Raw genomic sequence first — 18,075 nt, 5'->3', positions numbered from 1 at the left:
ACCAGCATGGGGCAGGGAGAGGATATGAGTCTCAGTTTGGTGCGCAGCCGCGCCTTGGTCGGCCTGCAAGCGCCGGCCGTCACCGTCGAGGTGCATCTGGCCAACGGCCTGCCCAGCTTCACGCTGGTGGGGCTGGCCGACGTGGAGGTCAAGGAAGCTCGCGAGCGCGTGCGCTCGGCCCTGCAAAACAGCGGGCTTGAGTTTCCCCACAACAAACGCATCACGGTCAATCTGGCCCCGGCCGACTTGCCCAAAGACTCGGGGCGGCTGGACTTGCCGATTGCGCTGGGCATCCTGGCCGCCAGCGGGCAGGTCGATGCCAGCAAGCTGGAAGGCTATGAATTCGCGGGCGAGCTGTCGCTGTCGGGCGAGTTGCGGCCCGTGCGCGGCGCACTGGCCATGAGCCTGGTGCTGCGCCAGCAACAGGTGCGCACCCGGCTGGTGCTGCCGCCGGGCAGTGCCGAAGAAGCCGCTTTGGTGCCGGACGCCGAGGTCTTTCGGGCCAGGCACTTGCTGGATGTGGTGCAGCAGTTTCTGCCGCCCTCCAGCGAGCCACCGCCTGAACCCGGCGACGGCTGGGCGCGCATGGCCCCGACCACGCCCAGCTTGCCGCCGCGTTACGCCAACCTGGCCGATGTGAAAGGCCAGGTGGGCGTGAAACGGGTGCTGGAGATCGCTGCTGCCGGTGGCCACTCGCTGCTCATGGTCGGCCCGCCGGGCTCGGGCAAGTCCATGCTGGCGCAGCGCTTTGCCGGTTTGCTGCCGCCCATGTCGATCGAAGATGCCCTGGAATCGGCCGCCATGGCCAGCCTGGCCGGGCGCTTTGATCTGGACCGTTGGGGGCAGCGCCCCACGGGCCAGCCGCACCACTCGGCCAGTGCGGTCGCGCTGGTCGGTGGCGGCTCGCCACCCCGGCCGGGCGAAATCTCACTGGCCCACCACGGTGTGCTCTTTTTGGACGAACTGCCCGAATTCCCGAGGGCGGCACTCGAAGCCCTGCGCGAACCGCTTGAGACCGGCAGCATCACCATCGCCCGCGCAGCGCGGCGGGCCGAATTTCCGGCGCGGTTTCAGTTGATCGCGGCCATGAACCCCTGCCCCTGCGGCTATCTGGGCAGTGCCACCCGGGCCTGCCGCTGCTCGCCCGACCAGGTCAGCCGCTACCAGAGCAAGCTCAGTGGCCCCCTGCTCGACCGGATCGATCTGCACATCGAAGTGCTCAGTCTGCCTGCACAGGACCTGCTCAATGCACCGCCCGGTGAAGGCACCGAAGCCATCGCAGCCCGAAGCCTGGCCGCCCGTGAACGGGCCCTGGCCCGGCAAGGCTGCGCCAATGCCGAGTTGCAAGGCCAGGCCATCGACACCCAAGCAAGACTGGACGCCAGCGCCACCGCCTTGCTGCAAAAAGCCGCCACACAACTCGGCTGGAGCGGGCGCAGCGTGCACCGCAGCCTGAAAGTCGCCCGCACCATCGCTGACCTGGCGGGCAGCGACACCATCGCGGCAACCCATGTGGCAGAGGCCATCCAGTACCGGCGGGTGCTCAAGGAACAGTGAGCCACCGGGGCGCACCACGCCCTCAACCCCACGTCGGGACGCCCCAAGGCCATACCCTTTAAAGATTCAATTGGATATTTATGTACTACTAAAATACCAACATCAATCAACATCTGCCGTCGGCGCGGCAACACACCATGACCCCAGCAGACCTGATCCGCCAGGCCGAGCCCTTGCAAACCGCAGGTGAAACAACGCAAGCCGCCGCGTTGTACCGCGACTGGTTGGCCCAATATGGCGAGAACACAGCCTCTGCCGCCATCCATTTCAACCACGCCATGCTGCTCAAAAGCAGCGACAAACACAGCGCCCGCCGGGCTTACGAAAAAGCCCACGCCCTCAACCCGATGCTGTACCAGGCGGCCGTCAACCTGGGCCTGCTGCTGGAAAGCCAGGGCAAGCACACACAAGCCCTGGCCACCTGGCAAAACGCCCTGCGCGACCACTTGCCCGCAGAGGGCCGCTGCATGCTGCTCAACCACCTGGGCCGCCTGCAAGAAAACCGCAAAAACCTGCCCGAGGCCGAACAGCACCTGGCACTCAGCCTGCAACTGAACCCCCGGCAGCCCGACGTGGTGCAACACTACATCGGCCTGCGCCGCCGCCAATGCCGCTGGCCCAGCACACCGGACTGGCTGCGACAAGCCCGCCCGGGCGAAGACGTGGCCCTGGACATCGGCCCCTTCATGGGCATGGCCGAACTGCCCGAGCCCGAACGCCAGCGCCTGTCGGCACAACGCTTCATTCAGCGCAAACTGCCCACCGACATCCAGGCCCTGCCACCGGCCCCCCACTGGTCGCACCCGCGCCTGCGCATCGGCTATTTTTCGGGCGACTTCAAACACCACGCCGTCAGCATCCTGATGGCCGAAGTGCTGGAACTGCACGACCGGCAGCGTGTGGAGGTTTTCGGCCTCGACTACAGCGACCCCACCCCCACGGCCATGCGCCAACGCGTGCTCAAAGCCTTTGACCACCATGTGCCGCTGCATGCCCTGAGCGATGCCCAGGCGGCGCAGCGCATCCGCGAACTCGAAATCGACGTGCTGATCGACCTGACCGGCCTGACCGCTGGGTCGCGCTACGGCGTCATGGCCTACCGACCGGCCCCCGTGCAGGCCAGCTATCTGGGTTACATGGGCAGCAGCGCCATACCGGGGGTCGACTTCATCCTGACCGACCGCTTTTTGATGCCGCCTGAACTGCGCCCGCACTTCACCGAACAACCCATCTACCTGCCCAGCTACCAAGCCAACGACCGCCAACGCGCCATTGGCACGCCGCCTACCCGGGCCGAATGTGGCCTGCCCGAACAAGGCTTCGTGTTCTGCGCCTTCAACAACAACTACAAATTCACGCCCGAGGTGTGGGCGCGCTGGATGCGCATCTTGCAGCGCAGCCCAGGCAGTGTTTTGTGGGTGCTGCAAGACAACCCGCAGGCACGCGAGAACCTGACCGCGCAGGCCCAAAGCCAGGGCATCGGTGCCGAACGCCTGGTGTTTGCCGGACGCATCGCGCCCGAACAGTACCTGGCCCGCTACCACTGCGCCGACCTGTTTCTGGACACCAGCCCCTACGGCGCAGGCACCACCGCCAGCGACGCCTTGTGGGCCGGTCTGCCCGTGCTGACGCACCCCGGCCCCAGCATGGTCAGCCGCATGGCCGGCAGCTTGCTGCACGCAGTGGGCCTGCCCGAACTGGTCACCGACAGCGAAGAGGCATACGAAGACCTGGCCGTGCAACTGGCCACCCAGCCCGGCCAGCTGCAAGCCCTGAAAACCCGCCTGAAATCCCAGCGCGAGACCTGCGCCCTGTTTGACACCCCCCGCTTCGTGCGCCACCTCGAAGACGCCCTGATCGCCACCGCCGCACAAGTGCGCGACGAGGCGACCCAGGCCACCCCGGCACATTCTTTAGCCGCTGCTTCAGCCTCTGCTTCAGCAGCTGTTCCGACCACGCCGCCAGCCCCCCTCAAAACCGCTCATCCCCCCACGGCACAGACCCCGCACCCCACACAGCACACACCCGCCCCGCCCATGCGGCTGCAGGTGCAGGGCTGGCGCGGCATTCACCACTCCTACGCGTTGGTCAACCAGTTCCAAATGCTGGCCTGGCTGGCGCAAGGCGTGTCCCTTGTCCACACCGACCAAGCCTCGCCCTACCACGGCATCCAGCAATCCGGGCTGTCGGCCGACGACAACGCCAAGATCCAGCAAATTCCTGCAGAAGGCCCCGTGGATGCGGTCTACCGCATATGGGCCCCGCTGGACTTGCGCACCGCCATCACTTGCCCGACCCTCACTTATGCCGTGACCGAATTGGGGCTCAGCGACGCCCTGCGCCGACCCGCAGAACTGTCGGCGTATTTCGGTGGCGGGGGCCTGATCCACACCCCCAGCCACTGGAGCAAAGACCGGCTGGTGGCCTGGGGCATGCCTGCCGAGCTGGTGCACGTCATCCCGCACGGCGTGCACCCGGCGTATTTCAAAGCCCTGAGTGGCGCACACATCTCGCGCCTGCGGCAGGCCCTGAACTACCAGCCCGAGGACGTGGTGCTGCTCAATGTGGGGGCGCATTTCTGGAACAAAGGCACCGACTTGCTGGTCAAGGCCTTTGCGCTGGCCCGGCTTCAAAACAAGCACCTGAAACTGCTGCTCAAAGACCAAACGGCCTACACCGGCCACTCGACCCGCAGCCAAGTGGTGAAGTACCTCAACGCCATCGGGCAGAACCGGCCCGACACCCTGGACGCCATCCGGGTCATGGACACCCAGGTCAACCTGCGGCAGCTGAACGCCCTCTACAACCTGGCCGACGCCTACGTCACGCCCTACCGGGCCGAAGGCTTCAACCTGCCCGCCTGTGAAGCGCAGGCCTGCGCCACCCCGGTGCTCGCCACCCAAGGCGGTGCCACCGACGACTTCTTGCTGCGCAACGGCGCGAACCACTTCATCGCAGGCACCCTGCATGAAAACACGGCGCTGCGCGATGACCTGACGCGCAACGCCCACATCGAACCCCAGCTCGACGCCCTCGTCGCCTTGCTGGAAAACCTGGGCCGCAAAACAGCCGCCGTCCCAACACATGACGTGCAGCATGACACACAGCACAACATGCCACGCGACACCCTGCACGCCCCCCACCCCAACCACAGGCCAGACACCACCTGGCGCCCGCCCGCAGCCCGTTTGCTTGAGCTGCTCAGGCCAGCGGCCTGACAACCGCCCGGCCTGCCGCCCCCTCAGCCGCTCACGCCATGTGGATGTGCTGCTCCAGCCACAGCTGCTGGCCGCTGCCTGCGGCATACACCGCATAGCTGTGGCCTTCGCTTTGCGCCGTGCCGCTGGCCGCCCACTGCGTCGCGTCCAGCACCACGCTGTCGTCGGCATCGCCTAGCACCCGCAGCGGCTGCTGCTCGCCCAGGCTCAGCAAATCGCTCAAGCTGATCTTCAGGCTGTTGGCCCCCGTGCCGGTCAGGTCCACGCTGTGCAAAGCACCGTGCACCGACACCAGGCTCGACAGGTCCAGGTTCATCTGCTCGCCCAGCAAGCTCAGATCACCCTCGGCGTTCACGCGGTACGACAGCGCGCTGAAATCGAACGCAGCGTCTGCCACCAGCATGCTGGTGCCATCTTTGCTGCCGTCTGCCATGATGACCGTGGTGCGGCCCGCTTCGGTCACGCCTTCGGCCGGGCTATTGGTCACGCCGTCGCTGCGCAGGTCAATGCTCGTCACGCCCACAGCGGCCAGGCTGCGCACTTCGCCCGCATCGCTCACGCCGTTTTGGTTGGCGTCTTGCCACACCGCAAACTCGGCAAACTTCGCGTCGGCTGCGTCAAGCACGCCGTCACCGTTGCTGTCAAAACCTGCGGCCAGGCCTTGCAAGTCGGTTTGGCCGCCGTATTGCGTGAAGGCGTATTGGCTGGCGTCGCGCACCACGCCGTCGCCGTTTTTGTCCCACACCAGCACGCCGTCTTGCGCGCCCGCCCAGGCTGTTTTATCCAGACGACCATCGCCGTTCACGTCCATCACCACCTGGCTGTAGCTCAGTGTGCCATCGCCGTTCAGGTCCATCACCACCGGTCCGACCGCATTGCGCAGCACTTGCACCGCGAAGTTGGCTGTCGATGTGTCACCACCATGGGTAGACGTCCCGTTACTGAACTGCATGTACCTGTGCGCATTCGCCGTTAATGACGTTGAACTCCAGTAAAAGTAATCATCCCAGCCCACAGGCTTGACACCCCCCATCGCGGTGCGCAAGGCCTGCAACTCGGTGATGGTGGGCAAGATCACGGTGTAGCCGTTGATGATCAAGCTGCGCTCGGTGTCCTCTCCTGCCACCGGGTTGGTCAAACCCGTGGTGTCCGCGCCGCCGTTGAACAGGGTGTCCAGCACATCGTGCGTGGTGCCTTGGTAATCGGCAGCATCGGCCGTGGTCGACATGTTTTTATCGACGTGGTAATAGGTTTTGCCATTGGCATCGACTTTGCCGATCAAGCGCAAATGCATGCCATTGACCACACCCAAATCGAGCGTGGTGCCCACCAGTTCTGGCGAGGTGAATGACACGGCCACCATGTCGGTTGCCGAAGAAAATTGCGCCTTGCCGCCATTGGCCGCCGTGTTTTCGTAAGTGCCTGAACCGCCGTACGACTGGTCCCAGGCGCGGAAGGTGATCGCATCGGCCAAGGTGCCGCCCACAGCCCCCGTGCCATCGGGCTGGTAGAACACGCGGTCAGTGGGCGCCAGGCGCAAGGCTTTGGCATCGCTCAGGCCTACAGCACTTTGCCAAGTGACGCCGCCGTTGGTGCTGAACCACACCGTGCCCGATTGCACGCCCGTGATGGCCATGCCGGTCACCGCCCCTGCATCGCTGTCGGTCACGTTGGCCAGGCCACTGCCATTCAAGCCCACCAAATCACTGACCAAATTGCCCGCCGTGGTGTCCCCGTTGGCTGGAGGCAAAGCCGCCACCTGCACACTCGACAGCACGGGCGAGGCCGCTACATTCAAAACCGGTGCGCTGTTGGCTTGCACCACTTCCAGCGCGGCCATCAATTTATTGGCGTCGACTTGGTCAAGCATCACCTTGCCACCCGAATTCATCATCACGTAATAGTGGCCCGTCAAATTGGTCACGGTCTCGGTCGCCGTCCAATAGCCATAACCCACTGACATCCATCCGGTAGGCACACCGGAGACCGATGCCGTGGTCACGGTGCTGCCGTTGCTGGCATCCCAGACGGCCAGCATTTCGTCGTAACGCGGGTTGTTGTTCGTGGTGCTGGTGCCCACCACCGCAGTCGCACTTTGGACGGTGTTGGAGGCGAAAGTCAAACCGCCGTTCACCGTGGGCAACGCCACTTGCACCCCATTGATCGTGGCATACCGGTAAATATTGCTGGTGCCACCTGCGGCCTGCGGGTTGAGGTTGCCGTTGATGTCGTACTTGAAAATCGTGTCCAGCGTGTCATGGCTCACGGCATCGTCGGCTCCGACGGCGTTGCCGTCACCCGAACGGTCCCAGTAGTAATACCACTTGCCTTCCACCTGCATCGGTGCGATCAACTTGCCGTTGCCTGCCCCCATGTCGACCACAGCTTGCCCGTACCCCTTGTACGAAACAGAAGCCGATGACACCAACTCTTGCGTGCCGCCAAGGTCGGTGTAGCTCGCCTTGACCGTGATGGCCTTGTCTGCGTCACTGGCGGTCAGCACATAGGTGTTGCCCACGGCCGCCGGTATGGCCGTACCGTTGGCATACCAGGTATAGGTGACCGTGCCCAAACCATCCAGATCAGCCAAAGAGTGGGTGGCCGTCAATGTCGCACCCGATGCAGGTGCCCCTGTGATCACCACGCTGCCCGTTGGCACATCGTTGACAGCGGTCACGTCGATGGTGGAAGTCAGCACGGCCGAATCCACGGTGCCATCGTTGATGACGTAACTCACGGTCCGTGGCGCGGTGTTGGGCGCATCCGATGTGTTGCTGTAGGCCACGGCACGCAATGCAGCTTGCCATTGCGCTTGGGTGGCTGTGGCGCCATCTGAGGTCAAGGTCATCACGCCGTTGGCGTAGCTGCCCACAATGTTGCCCATGGCCAGGTTGGCGAAACTGAGCACGTCTTGCCCAGCCACATAACCGCCGGTGATGCTCACGGTGGCCGAGGCCAAGGTCGCGTTGTCCACATCGGCCACGGTCACCAACGCATTGACGGGGGTTGCGGTATCGTTTTCTACATAGCCCAAAGTGGCACCCGTGGCCAGCACAGGCGCTTCATTGGGCGGGACCGGAACGGTGACGTTGACGGCGATCTGCACCAGCACCTGCGCGTTGGTGGTGCTGTGGTTGTAGACCGCGTAAGCGCCGCTGTTCAGCGTGACGTCGCCCGCCTTGCTCCAGCTGCCGGCCAGGCCGGTGTTGCCGCCAGCGCCGTCCGAGAGCAACCCAAGCAGGTCGAGCGTGTCGGTGTCGGTGCCATAGACCACGAACTGCACTTTGCCTGCCGATACGAGGGGACCTGCAGAGAAGCTGTATGCCGCCATGTCGGCCGCACCCAGCGAGAGCACGCTGTTGGCAGACAAGGTCAGGGTGGAATGTCCTTGCAGCTTGAGCACCTCGACTTCCTGGATGGACTGGACCGTCTGGTGGCCTGTGAGCAGGGTCAAGTCCAGCGCGGTGCCCGCGGCCAGTTCGAGCGTGTCCACCCCGGCACCGCCCACCATGCGCGCGCCGCTGCTGAGTGTGGTTTGCAGGTTGGTGCTGGTGTACGCGATGACATCGTCGCCCGCCAGCGTGTCCAATGTGCCTCCGGCATAGGCCACGGCACCCGGTCCGGGCGTGACGTTGGTGCTGTAGACGCCTGCCACCAGCGTGCCGTCAACAGGCGCTGCAGCAGGCCCGAAACTGAAGTTGTCCATGGCGTAGTCCACCCAGTAGGTGGAGGAGAAAGCCACTTTGACGGCCCCTGTCGCAGCGGCCGTGAAGGTGCCTGTGATGCGCCCGCTCTCTGTGCCCGAGGACAAATAATCGTGAATGCCTAAGTTGATGCTGGCATCGCCCACCGACAGTTTGATTTTGCTGGTGTTCCAGCCAATGTAATCAAAAGAGATGGCGTAGGTCTGCCCCGCCACGACGTTGATCGACTGCGACAAAAACTCTGTTTCAGTGGGGGTATTTGCCCCCTGGTTCCACGAAAAAACATTCCCGCTGAACTTGCCATCGGGGTCACCAAACCGACCATTGGTTTCCAAACGCGAAAGGCTCAGGGACCCCGACGCTGCCGAGGCCGTCAAAAGCGTTGGCGTGGTGTCGCTGATGGTGATAGCGCCGATGTTTTCGTATTCACTGGCTTGCAACACCCCGACCACCGCGCCAGGCTCCGCAAAGAAACTGCTGTACGCAGGCGCTGGACTCAAGACCGTTGCATCGGTGGACCAAGCTGTCAGTCCGTTGCTGAAGTCGCCGTTCGCCGCCATGTTGGTGCTGGCAGGCGTGACCGTCCACAAGTTGGACAGGACGCTGGTGTTGCCGAATTTGTCCACCTGCATCGCCGCAAAACTGTTGCTGCCCCCACCGACGCCGCTCAGGCTTGAGACGGTCCAATGACCGCTGCCATCGGCCACGGCTGTGCCCGCCAACTGGGTCACGCTGTTGTCGTACAGGTAAATGGTGGCATCGGCTTCGGCCGTGCCGCTCACGCTGCTCAGGGTATTGGCGGTGGTGGCGTTGTGGGCAATGCTGGCATTGGCGCTGTCTGTGACGGCGGTGATCACTGGCGCAGCGGCCACCAGGTCGGTCACGACATGTTGCGTGCTCTCGTCCCCGGATTGGCCCAGCGCGTCCTCCACCTTGGCGGTGTAAGTCCAGTCGGCGCTGTAGCCTTTGGTATCGGTGATGACCCAGGCGTTGCGGTTCGCGTTCAGCGTGGCGTAACCGATGAATGTGTTGTCGCTGTAAACGGCCACATGGTCGCCGGCCGCCAACGGCGCACTGAGCTGGCCGGAAACCAAACGCCCGGCACTGGCGTCGGCCGTTGTCCAATCTGCCGTACCGGTGCTGGTGCTGCTGTCTTTGGTCATGCTGCTGAAACTGACCGTTGGCAAAGTCGATGCCACCGGGACCTGAATCAAAACCTCTGCCTGTGTCGTGCTGTGATTCAACACCTCATAGTCATGGCCGTTGATCGTCGCCGTGCCGCTGCTGACCCAGACACCTTCATGACCCGTGTTGAGCACCAGGTTTTCAAGCGTCACCAAGTCTGTCTTCGTCTTGTTGATGACCAGCCGAACTTTGCCGTTCACCACCTCACCGCCCAGGCTCAACACATCGTTGGCATTCAGGGTCAGGCTGGAGTTGCCCGTCAAACTCAAAGCCTCGATCTGATCGATGTGCTTCACAGTTTGCGTGTTCCGCAAATCGGCCATATTCAAAATGGTGCCCGCTGCCAACACCAGCGTGTCGTAGCCTTCACCGCCTTGGATGACACCGCCCGCCAGGAGTTGGCTTGTCAGATCGGTTGCGGTGACTGTGATGACATCGTTGCCGCCTTGGGCATTGAGCAGACCGCCGGAGTAGCTCACATCACTCGCGCCACCAGAAGTACCGAAGAGCACCGTGTTTTCGGCCAAGCTGCCATTGGCCGCTGTTGTTTTGACTTGGAAACTGATGTCATCCAGCCACAACTCACCACCCGCGCCGGCAACAGCGCCATTGTTGTTGACGAGGAATCGGATGTCGATGTACTTGGTTTCAGTGGCTGTGTACGTGGCGTTCATGGTCCCGGTGGTGAAGTAGTTGAGCGGGCCTTCGTAACCCGTTACTTTCATCTCGACCCCGTCCACAACAGCCGTCAATGTTTGCGTGCGCCAGGGGTTGACTTCGTAATTGAAGCTGAATTGGTAAGTCTTGCCGGCCTCCACCTGAATCGAATTGACAGGCACTTGGTACACCGTGACCAATCCCAGATTCTGGTCACCACGCACCGTCACGGCCATTGAAGTATCTGCAGCATCGTAGCCAAAGACGCTGGATTTGGTGGCTGCGTAATTGTCCCGATCTTGCGCGGAAAGATTCGCATCTCTCAGTATCGTGAGGGTCTTGGTCGACCAAGACAAGCCGCTGCCATTCACCGCGGTCCCCGCACTTGTCGCGCTCGTTGTCAGCGGCTGCACGGTCGATCCCGCTGGTGCAGCGGGTGCAGAAATCAAATAGTAGCCTGCAGGTCCAACACCCGAGAATGGCGTGACCAAAGAGTCCAGCAGCGAAAGTGACGATGTGAAGTTGGCGTTGTTGTTCAAGTCGCCATTCGGAACCAAATTGACACCGCCCGCATTCACTGTCCACAAATTCGACTGCACACTGGTGTTGCCCGAGGGGTCCATCTGCACTGCAGAAAAGACATTGCTGCCAGCAGCCACATCACCCTGGCCACCCAGAGGAATCGTCCACGCCCCGTTGACCACCGTCGCGGTGCCCACCAGGTTGGTGCCGGTGTTGTCATACAGGTAAACCGTGTTGCCCGTCACGCCCGAGCCACTGACGGTGCTCAGACTTTTGAGGGTCGTGCCGTTGTTGGCGATGGTGGCGGTGGCCGCATCGGTCACGGCGGTGATGACGGGCGGTGCCTCGCTGACATCGGTCGTGACAACCTGGCTCGCCTCGGTGCCCGCGATGCCTTGGGCATTCACCACTTTGGCGGTATAGGTCCAATTGGCGCTGTAGCCGGTGGTGTCGGTGATTTGCCAGTTCGTGCCGCTGACCACGGCGTTGCCGATCTCCAAACCGTCGGCGTAAACCTTCAGGCTTTCGCCCTCAGCCAAAGGTGCACTGACAGTGCCCGACACCAAGCGCCCGGCACTGCTGTCGTGCGTGAGCCAGTCGGCGTTGCTGCCCGACACACCGCTGTCTTTGGTCATGCTGCTGAAGCTGACCGTTTGGTCTGGACCGGCCTGCACTTGGACGGTGGATTTCAAAGGTGTCGAATTGACATGGCCGTCATTGATGACATAGCTGATGGTGCGTTCGGTGATCGCGGGGGTTGTGGCAACGTTGCTGTAGGCCACGGCGCGCAATGCGGCTTGCCATTGCGCCTGGGTGGCTGTGCCGTCTTCCGAGGTCAAGGTCATGACCCCTGTGTTGCCCACGTAGCTGCCCACGATGTTGCCCATGGCGGTGCTGTCGACATTATCGAAGCTCAACACATCTTCGCCCGCCGAAAATCCGGCCGAGATGCTGACGGTGGCCGAGGCCATGGTGGCGCTGTCCACGTCGGCCACGGCGATAGCACTGTTGATGGCTTGGGCGGCATCGCCCATGGCATACACCACAGAACTGCCCACGGACAAAACGGGGCCGTCGTTTTGGCCCTTGATGGTGATCGTGACCTGCTGCTCCTGGCCGTCCAGTGCCAACACGGTGAACGTATCGATCAACTCCGCGCCAGCGGCCAGGTTTTCATGCGCTGCGTCCAGCGTGTAGGTCCAGTTGGCTATTTCACTGGACAAGGGCGCGATGAGGGTGAAGAAGCCGTACTGGCCCTGCGTCGTTTGTGAATCAAGACCGACAGGGCTGTCCCAGTCTTTGTTGACCAGCTCCCCGCTGAGCGTGACGCCTGTGTCCGACTCCCACAGTGCACCAGACACGTCTCCGGTGGTGGTAGAGGGGTCATCGCTGCCATGGATGGTGATGGTCACCTCCTGCTGCGAGCCATCTTCCAGATTGACGTTAAAGCTGTCCGGCTGGTGGTCGTATGCGTTCCATGGGTTCAGTTCGGCGGTGGTGGTGTAGGTCCACGCACCCGATGCGCTCACGCTCAATTCGCCAAAGTTCCCAACGTACTGGTCAACCAAAAACGCGGGCACATCCGCCGAGTCGATGTCTTGGACGATCAATTGGCCACTGGTGCTCACGGGACCATTGGCCTCGGTCACCTCGCCCACGGTGTCTCCGCTGATGACCGGCGCATCATCCATTGGCTGCACCAAAAATGGCACAACGTCCACAGCTGACAAAGGAACGCCCGCACTGTCGGTGGACAGCACATGCAAGACCTCGTCACCGTTGTAATCGCTTGCACCCTGATAGATGAGGGTCGCCAAGGCCGCATTGATTTCGGCTTGGGTGCCGCTCAAGGTGAGACTGCCCGTGGCATTGGCACCAGCGGTGATCTTGACACCCGCTGACACATCCACCGTCAAAGTGCCATGCTCGACACTCAATTGAGTGTTGGCCAAATTGCCATCCACATCGTGAACACTGAGATCCACGATGTTGAGTGGCGTATCTTCAAACGCGACCAACTCAAATGGCAAGGTGTTGACCGGTGCATCGTTGAGGCCAGTGATGTTGACCACGACTGTTTCCGATGCGCTGCCATCCTTGGAGGTCAGCGTCAAGCTGTCGGTCACCACTTGCTGGTCGGCCAAGGCCTGCACAGCGGGTTTGCTGTTGTCCAGCGTGTAGCCCCAAGTGCCTGTGGCTGCATCGAAAGTGAAGGTGCCGTAGGTGCCTGCCAAAGTGGCAGGCGTCTGGAAAGTGGCTTCGCCTGCATCCACATCGTCCACGCTCAGCGTCCCGCCGATGGGCGTGCTGTCGTCTTCCATGAGGCCGCCGCTGGTGGTGCCGGTGATTTTGGCGTTGTCGCCTTGACCAGTGATGGTGACCACCACGTCTTGCGAGGCGGTTCCGTCCAGGGACAGCACCGTCAAGGTGTCGGTGACTTCCTGGTCTTTCAGCAGGGCCTGCACAGCGGCTTTGGTGTTGTCCACCGTGTAGCCCCATGTGCCCGTGAGTTCATCGAAGGTGAAGGTGCCGTAGGTGCCAGCCAAGTTGGTGGGTGTCTGGAAAGTGGCCTCGCCCGCATCCACATCGGCCACGCTCAGCGTGCCCGTGACAGCGGTCGTGTCGTCTTCGTTGAGGTTGCCGCTCAGGGTGCCGGTGATTTTGGCGTTGTCGCCTTGCCCGGTGATGGTGACCACCACATCTTTCCCAGCGCTTCCGTCTAGGGAAGCCACCCGCAGGGTGTCCGTCACGGTCTGGTCTTTCACCAAGGCTTGCACAGCGGCTTTGGTGTTGTCCAGCGTGTAGTCCCACGCGCCCGTGAGTTCGTCGAAGGTGAAGGTGCCGTAGGTGCCGGCCAATGGGGTGAGTGTGGTGAAGCTGGCGTGACCTGCATCCACATCGGCCACGCTCAACTTGCCTGTGATGGTGGTGCTGTCATCTTCGTTGAGCGTGCCCAGGGCCTCGCCCGTGACCGTAGCGTTGTCGCCTTGGCCGATGATGGTGACCACCACGTTTTGCGAGGCGCTGCCGTCTTTGGACAGCACCGTCAAAGTGTCCGTCACGGGCTCGCCTTTCAGCAAGGCTTGCACAGCGGGTTTGCTGTTGTCCAGCGTGTAGCCCCAAGTGCCTGTGGCTGCATCGAAAGTGAAGGTGCCGTAGGTGCCTGCCAAAGTGGCAGGCGTCTGGAAGGTGTTTTGACCCGCATCCACATCGGCCACGCTCAGCGTACCGCCGATGGGCGTGCTGTCGTCTTCCATGAGGTCGCCGCTGGTGGTGCCGGTGATTTTGGCGTTGTCGCCTTGACCGGTGATGGTGACCACCACGTCTTGCGAGGCGGTTCCGTCCAGGGACAGCACCGTCAAGGTGTCGGTGACTTCCTGGTCTTTCAGCAGGGCCTGCACAGCGGCTTTGGTGTTGTCCACCGTGTAGCCCCATGTGCCCGTGAGTTCATCGAAGGTGAAGGTGCCGTAGGTGCCAGCCAAGTTGGTGGGTGTCTGGAAAGTGGCCTCGCCCGCATCCACATCGGCCACGCTCAGCGTGCCTGTGACAGCGGTCGTGTCGTCTTCGTTGAGGTTGCCGCTCAGGGTGCCCGTGATTTTGGCGTTGTCGCCTTGCCCGGTGATGGTGACCACCACGTCTTTCCACGCGCTGCCGTCTTGGGACTCCACCCACAGGGTGTCTGTCACGGTCTGGTCTTTCACCAAGGCTTGCACAGCGGCCTTGGTGTTGTCCAGCGTATAGCCCCATGTGCCCGTGGTTTCGTCGAAGGTGAAGGTGCCGTAGGTGCCGGCCAATGACTCGGGTGTTCTGAAAGTGTTGTGACCTGCATCCACGTCGGCCACGCTCAACTTGCCCGTGATGGTTGTGCTGTCATCTTCGTTGAGCGTGCCCACGGACTCGCCCGAGATTGTGGCGCTGTCGCCTTGGCCGATGATGGTGACCACCACGTTTTGCGAGGCGGTTCCGTCCAGGGACAGCACCGTCAAAGTGTCCGTCACGGGCTCGCCTTTCAGCAAGGCCTGCACAGCGGGTTTGCTGTTGTCGAGCGTATAGCCCCATGCGCCCTTGGTTTCATCGAAAGTGAAGGTGCCGTAGGTGCCTGCCAAGTTGGCGGGTACTTGGAAAGTGGCTTCGCCTGCATCCACATCGTCCACGCTCAGCGTCCCGCCGATGGGCGTGCTGTCGTCTTCCATGAGGCCGCCGCTGGTGGTGCCGGTGATTTTGGCGTTGTCGCCTTGACCAGTGATGGTGACCATCACGTCTTGCGAGGCGGTTCCGTCCAGGGACAGCACCGTCAAGGTGTCGGTGACTTGCTGGTCTTTCAGCAGGGCCTGCACAGCGGCCTTGGTGTTGTCCACCGTGTAGCCCCATGTGCCCGTGAGTTCATCGAAGGTGAAGGTGCCGTAGGTGCCAGCCAAGTTGGTGGGTGTCTGGAAAGTGGCCTCGCCCGCATCCACATCGGCCACGCTCAGCGTGCCCGTGACGGCGGTCGTTTCGTCTTCGTTCAGGTTGCCGCTCAGGGTGCCGGTGATTTTGGCACCGTCATTGGTGCCGATGACCGTGACCACCACGTTTTGCGTGGCGCTGCCATCCAGAGAGGTCAGCGTCAAGCTGTCGGTCACTTTTTGCCGGTCGGCCAATGCCTGCACCGCGTCCAGGCTGTTGTCCAGCGTGTAGCCCCATGTGCCCGTGGTTTTGTCGAAGGTGAAGCTGCCGTAGGTCCCTGCCAAATTGGCGGGCACCTGGAAAGTGGCCTCTCCCGCATCGGCATCGGCCACGCTGAGCGTGCCGCCAATGGGCGAGCTGACGTCTTCGTTGAGGGTGCCCTCGAACACGCCCGTGATCGTGGCGCTGTCCAATTGCCCGTTGATCGTGATCACCAATGAACCGGCGTTGCTGGTCTGCGCGCCGTCGCTCACGGTGATCGGGTAAGCGATGGTCAATGTTTCGCCCTTGTGCAACCAGTCCAGGCTGACGGCCGAGGGGTCATAGGTCCAGGTGATGCTGTTGGTGCGGCCGTCGCTGGCGGGTGTTCCGGTGAAGCTCAGGGCCGCACCGGCCCACAAGGCGGCCACGCTCACGCCGTCCGGCAGGCTGGCTCCGCCACTCCAGGTCCATGTGGCTGTGCTGGCGGATGCGCTCAGCAGGCTGATGCCATCGGCGCTGTTCAGGTCCAGATCGGTGACCGACAAGGTGCCACGGATGACCCCGATTTTTTGTGCGCTGGCTTGTTCCAGTTCGTCGATGGCGACAGGTTGCGACACGGCCAACAGGGTGGGTGCCACGTTTTGGGTGGCCGCTGTGCTGGCCGTTGCGGCGGCGGTGTGGGCTGTGGCCACGCTGGCGGGCACCGTTTCGACCGCGGCGCTGGCGGCGGCGCTCGCGCCTTGCGCTGCGGCGCTGGCTTCAGCCGCTTTGGCAGCGGCCACGGCAGCCGCTGCGGCCACGGCGGCTTGCAGGCTTTCAACCGCTGCAATTTGTTCGGCCGTTGCAGGCTCGCCCATGGCGGCGACCGCCTGGGCCAATTTGGCAGCGGCTTCGTCCACCGCTGCAGCGGCTTGCGTGGCGGCGGTTGCGGCGCTTTGCGCAATGGCGGCCCAGGTTTGCACATGGCCGTCTGTGATGGCCTCACTGGCGGCGGTGGTGGCGGGTGCCGCCAACACATCGGCTTTCGCCACGGCAATTTCCGTGATCACGCTGGCCAGGTTGGGCGCTTCTTCGTTGGCAGCCGCCGCTGCGGCCAGGGCGGCCTGCACGGCTTGTTGCGCGTGGGTGGCGGCTGCGTCCAGTGCGGCGGCGGCGGCCGTCAAGGCCTGTTGCGCGGCCTCGACGGCGGCCAGCTGCTCGGCGGTGGCGGGCTCACTCAACTGCTTGAGGGCTTTGGCCAGTGCTTCTTCGGCGGCATCACAAACGGCTTGCGCATCCCCCAGGCTGATGGCCGCCGCCATGGCCGCCTGCACCCGCGCTGCGACTTGGCTGTCGGTGGCCGCTTCGCTGGCGGCGGTGGTGGCGGGTGCGCCTTGCACGTCGGTTTTGGCCGCTTCAATGGCGGCGCTCAGGCTGGCGAAATCGGGCGCTGTTTCTTGGGCGGCAGCGGCGGCGGCGTTGGCCGCGTCCACGGCCGCTTGCGCGTTGGCGGCGGCGCTGGCCAGTGCGGCGGCAGCCACCGTGAGCGCCGCTTGGGCGGCCTCCACGGCGGCCAGTTGGGCAGGCGTGGCCGCTTCACCCAAGGCCGCCACGGCAGCGGCCAGGGCTTGTTCGGCTTTGTCAAAGTCGGTTTGCGCCATGCTCAACTCAAGGCCTGCGGCCTTGGCCGCTTGCACGAGTGCAGGGACTTCAGAGACGGTGGCTGCGACCTCCAGCTTGGCATCCGTGCCGCTTTGCAGCCCATTGACCGTGGCCACGCTCAGCGCGCCCACAGCACTCAAAGGTGCCAGCCCCAAAGAACTCGCCACCGCGCCCGAGTTGACCAAACTGCTGCCCATGGCCGTCGGCATGGCCGCAATCAGGGTTTGCGATTGGCTGAGCACCGCATTGACCACGTTTGCACCATCGGTCAACTGTGCCAAATTGACAAACAACTCGTGGTTTTCCACCAGGTAATGGTGCATGCCGCCGTCGTTGACCTGGCCAATCAGGCCCTCTGAGGCATCCAGTGTCTGGCTGTAATAGTCTTCAATGACCAGGTCGGCTTCTGCGCCGTCTTCAAAAGTGATCAGCAAATTCTGGCCGGCGCGCCTGGCCTTGATCACCTCGGGCCCCAGGCCTTGCTTGCTCAGGTCTTGCAATTGGTACTTGGCGTTGCCCTGAGCGCGGATGACCACTTGACCGCCCATGTCGCCCGCCCCCGCAGGCACCTCCACCGCTTTGCTGGGGCCTGAGAGGCTGGTTTTGATCAAAACCTGCAAGATTTTGGTGGCGACGGTCATTTTTTTATCCCTTGAACAATTTTTTGACTTTTGCCCGCTGGACGGGCAAATGTGATCTTTTTGGTAACACGCCCGTCAATTTGCAGAAATATGACGCAATTGACGGTTTGACTGAATTATATAAAAGTATTCATTAAAAACACAATAGTGTATTTTTAAAGATTTAATTCGACAAATTGAATTATTTGGCGAAAACCGCATACAAGCGCCACAAACAACCAGGCCGAGCCTCTTGCGAGGCCCGGCCTGAGGGCTTGGGGGTCCAGAATGCGCGGCCCGAAGGGATGGGCCGCGCACCCGGCT

The 18,075-nt window shown here is 62.7% G+C and carries 3 protein-coding genes; 2 read left to right on the top strand and 1 reads right to left on the bottom strand.

From position 1 onward, the window contains the following. Positions 1-24: 24 nt before the first annotated feature. Positions 25-1,557 (top strand): YifB family Mg chelatase-like AAA ATPase, encoded by a 1,533-nt coding sequence (locus tag B9Z47_RS01395; protein WP_108329474.1) that lies wholly within the window; start codon positions 25-27, stop codon positions 1,555-1,557. 137 nt (positions 1,558-1,694) lie between these two features. Then, the gene (locus tag B9Z47_RS01390) at positions 1,695-4,775 is read left to right on the top strand and encodes a glycosyltransferase (RefSeq protein WP_108329473.1); all 3,081 of its coding nucleotides are present in this window, start codon (positions 1,695-1,697) and stop codon (positions 4,773-4,775) included. A 31-nt stretch (positions 4,776-4,806) separates the two neighbouring features. On the opposite strand, the gene B9Z47_RS01385 is transcribed toward B9Z47_RS01390, so the two are convergent. After that, entirely contained in the window at positions 4,807-17,772 is a 12,966-nt protein-coding gene (locus B9Z47_RS01385; RefSeq protein ID WP_108329472.1) for an S-layer family protein, read from the bottom strand. Between the last annotated feature and the right edge of the window lie 303 nt (positions 17,773-18,075).

Source organism: Limnohabitans sp. 2KL-1 (assembly GCF_003063435.1).
In the GTDB taxonomy this organism is placed as follows: Bacteria; Pseudomonadota; Gammaproteobacteria; order Burkholderiales; family Burkholderiaceae_C; genus Limnohabitans_A.
Note: the sequence above shows the minus strand (reverse complement) of the source record. Positions and strands in the feature narration are given on the sequence as shown.

Excerpts from the sequence above, each read along its gene's own strand:
- B9Z47_RS01390 (WP_108329473.1), top strand. The coding sequence starts at position 1,695 with ATGACCCCAGCAGACCTGATCCGCCAGGCCGAGCCCTTGCAAACCGCA.
- B9Z47_RS01385 (WP_108329472.1), bottom strand. The coding sequence starts at position 17,772 with ATGACCGTCGCCACCAAAATCTTGCAGGTTTTGATCAAAACCAGCCTC.
- B9Z47_RS01395 (WP_108329474.1), top strand. The coding sequence starts at position 25 with ATGAGTCTCAGTTTGGTGCGCAGCCGCGCCTTGGTCGGCCTGCAAGCG.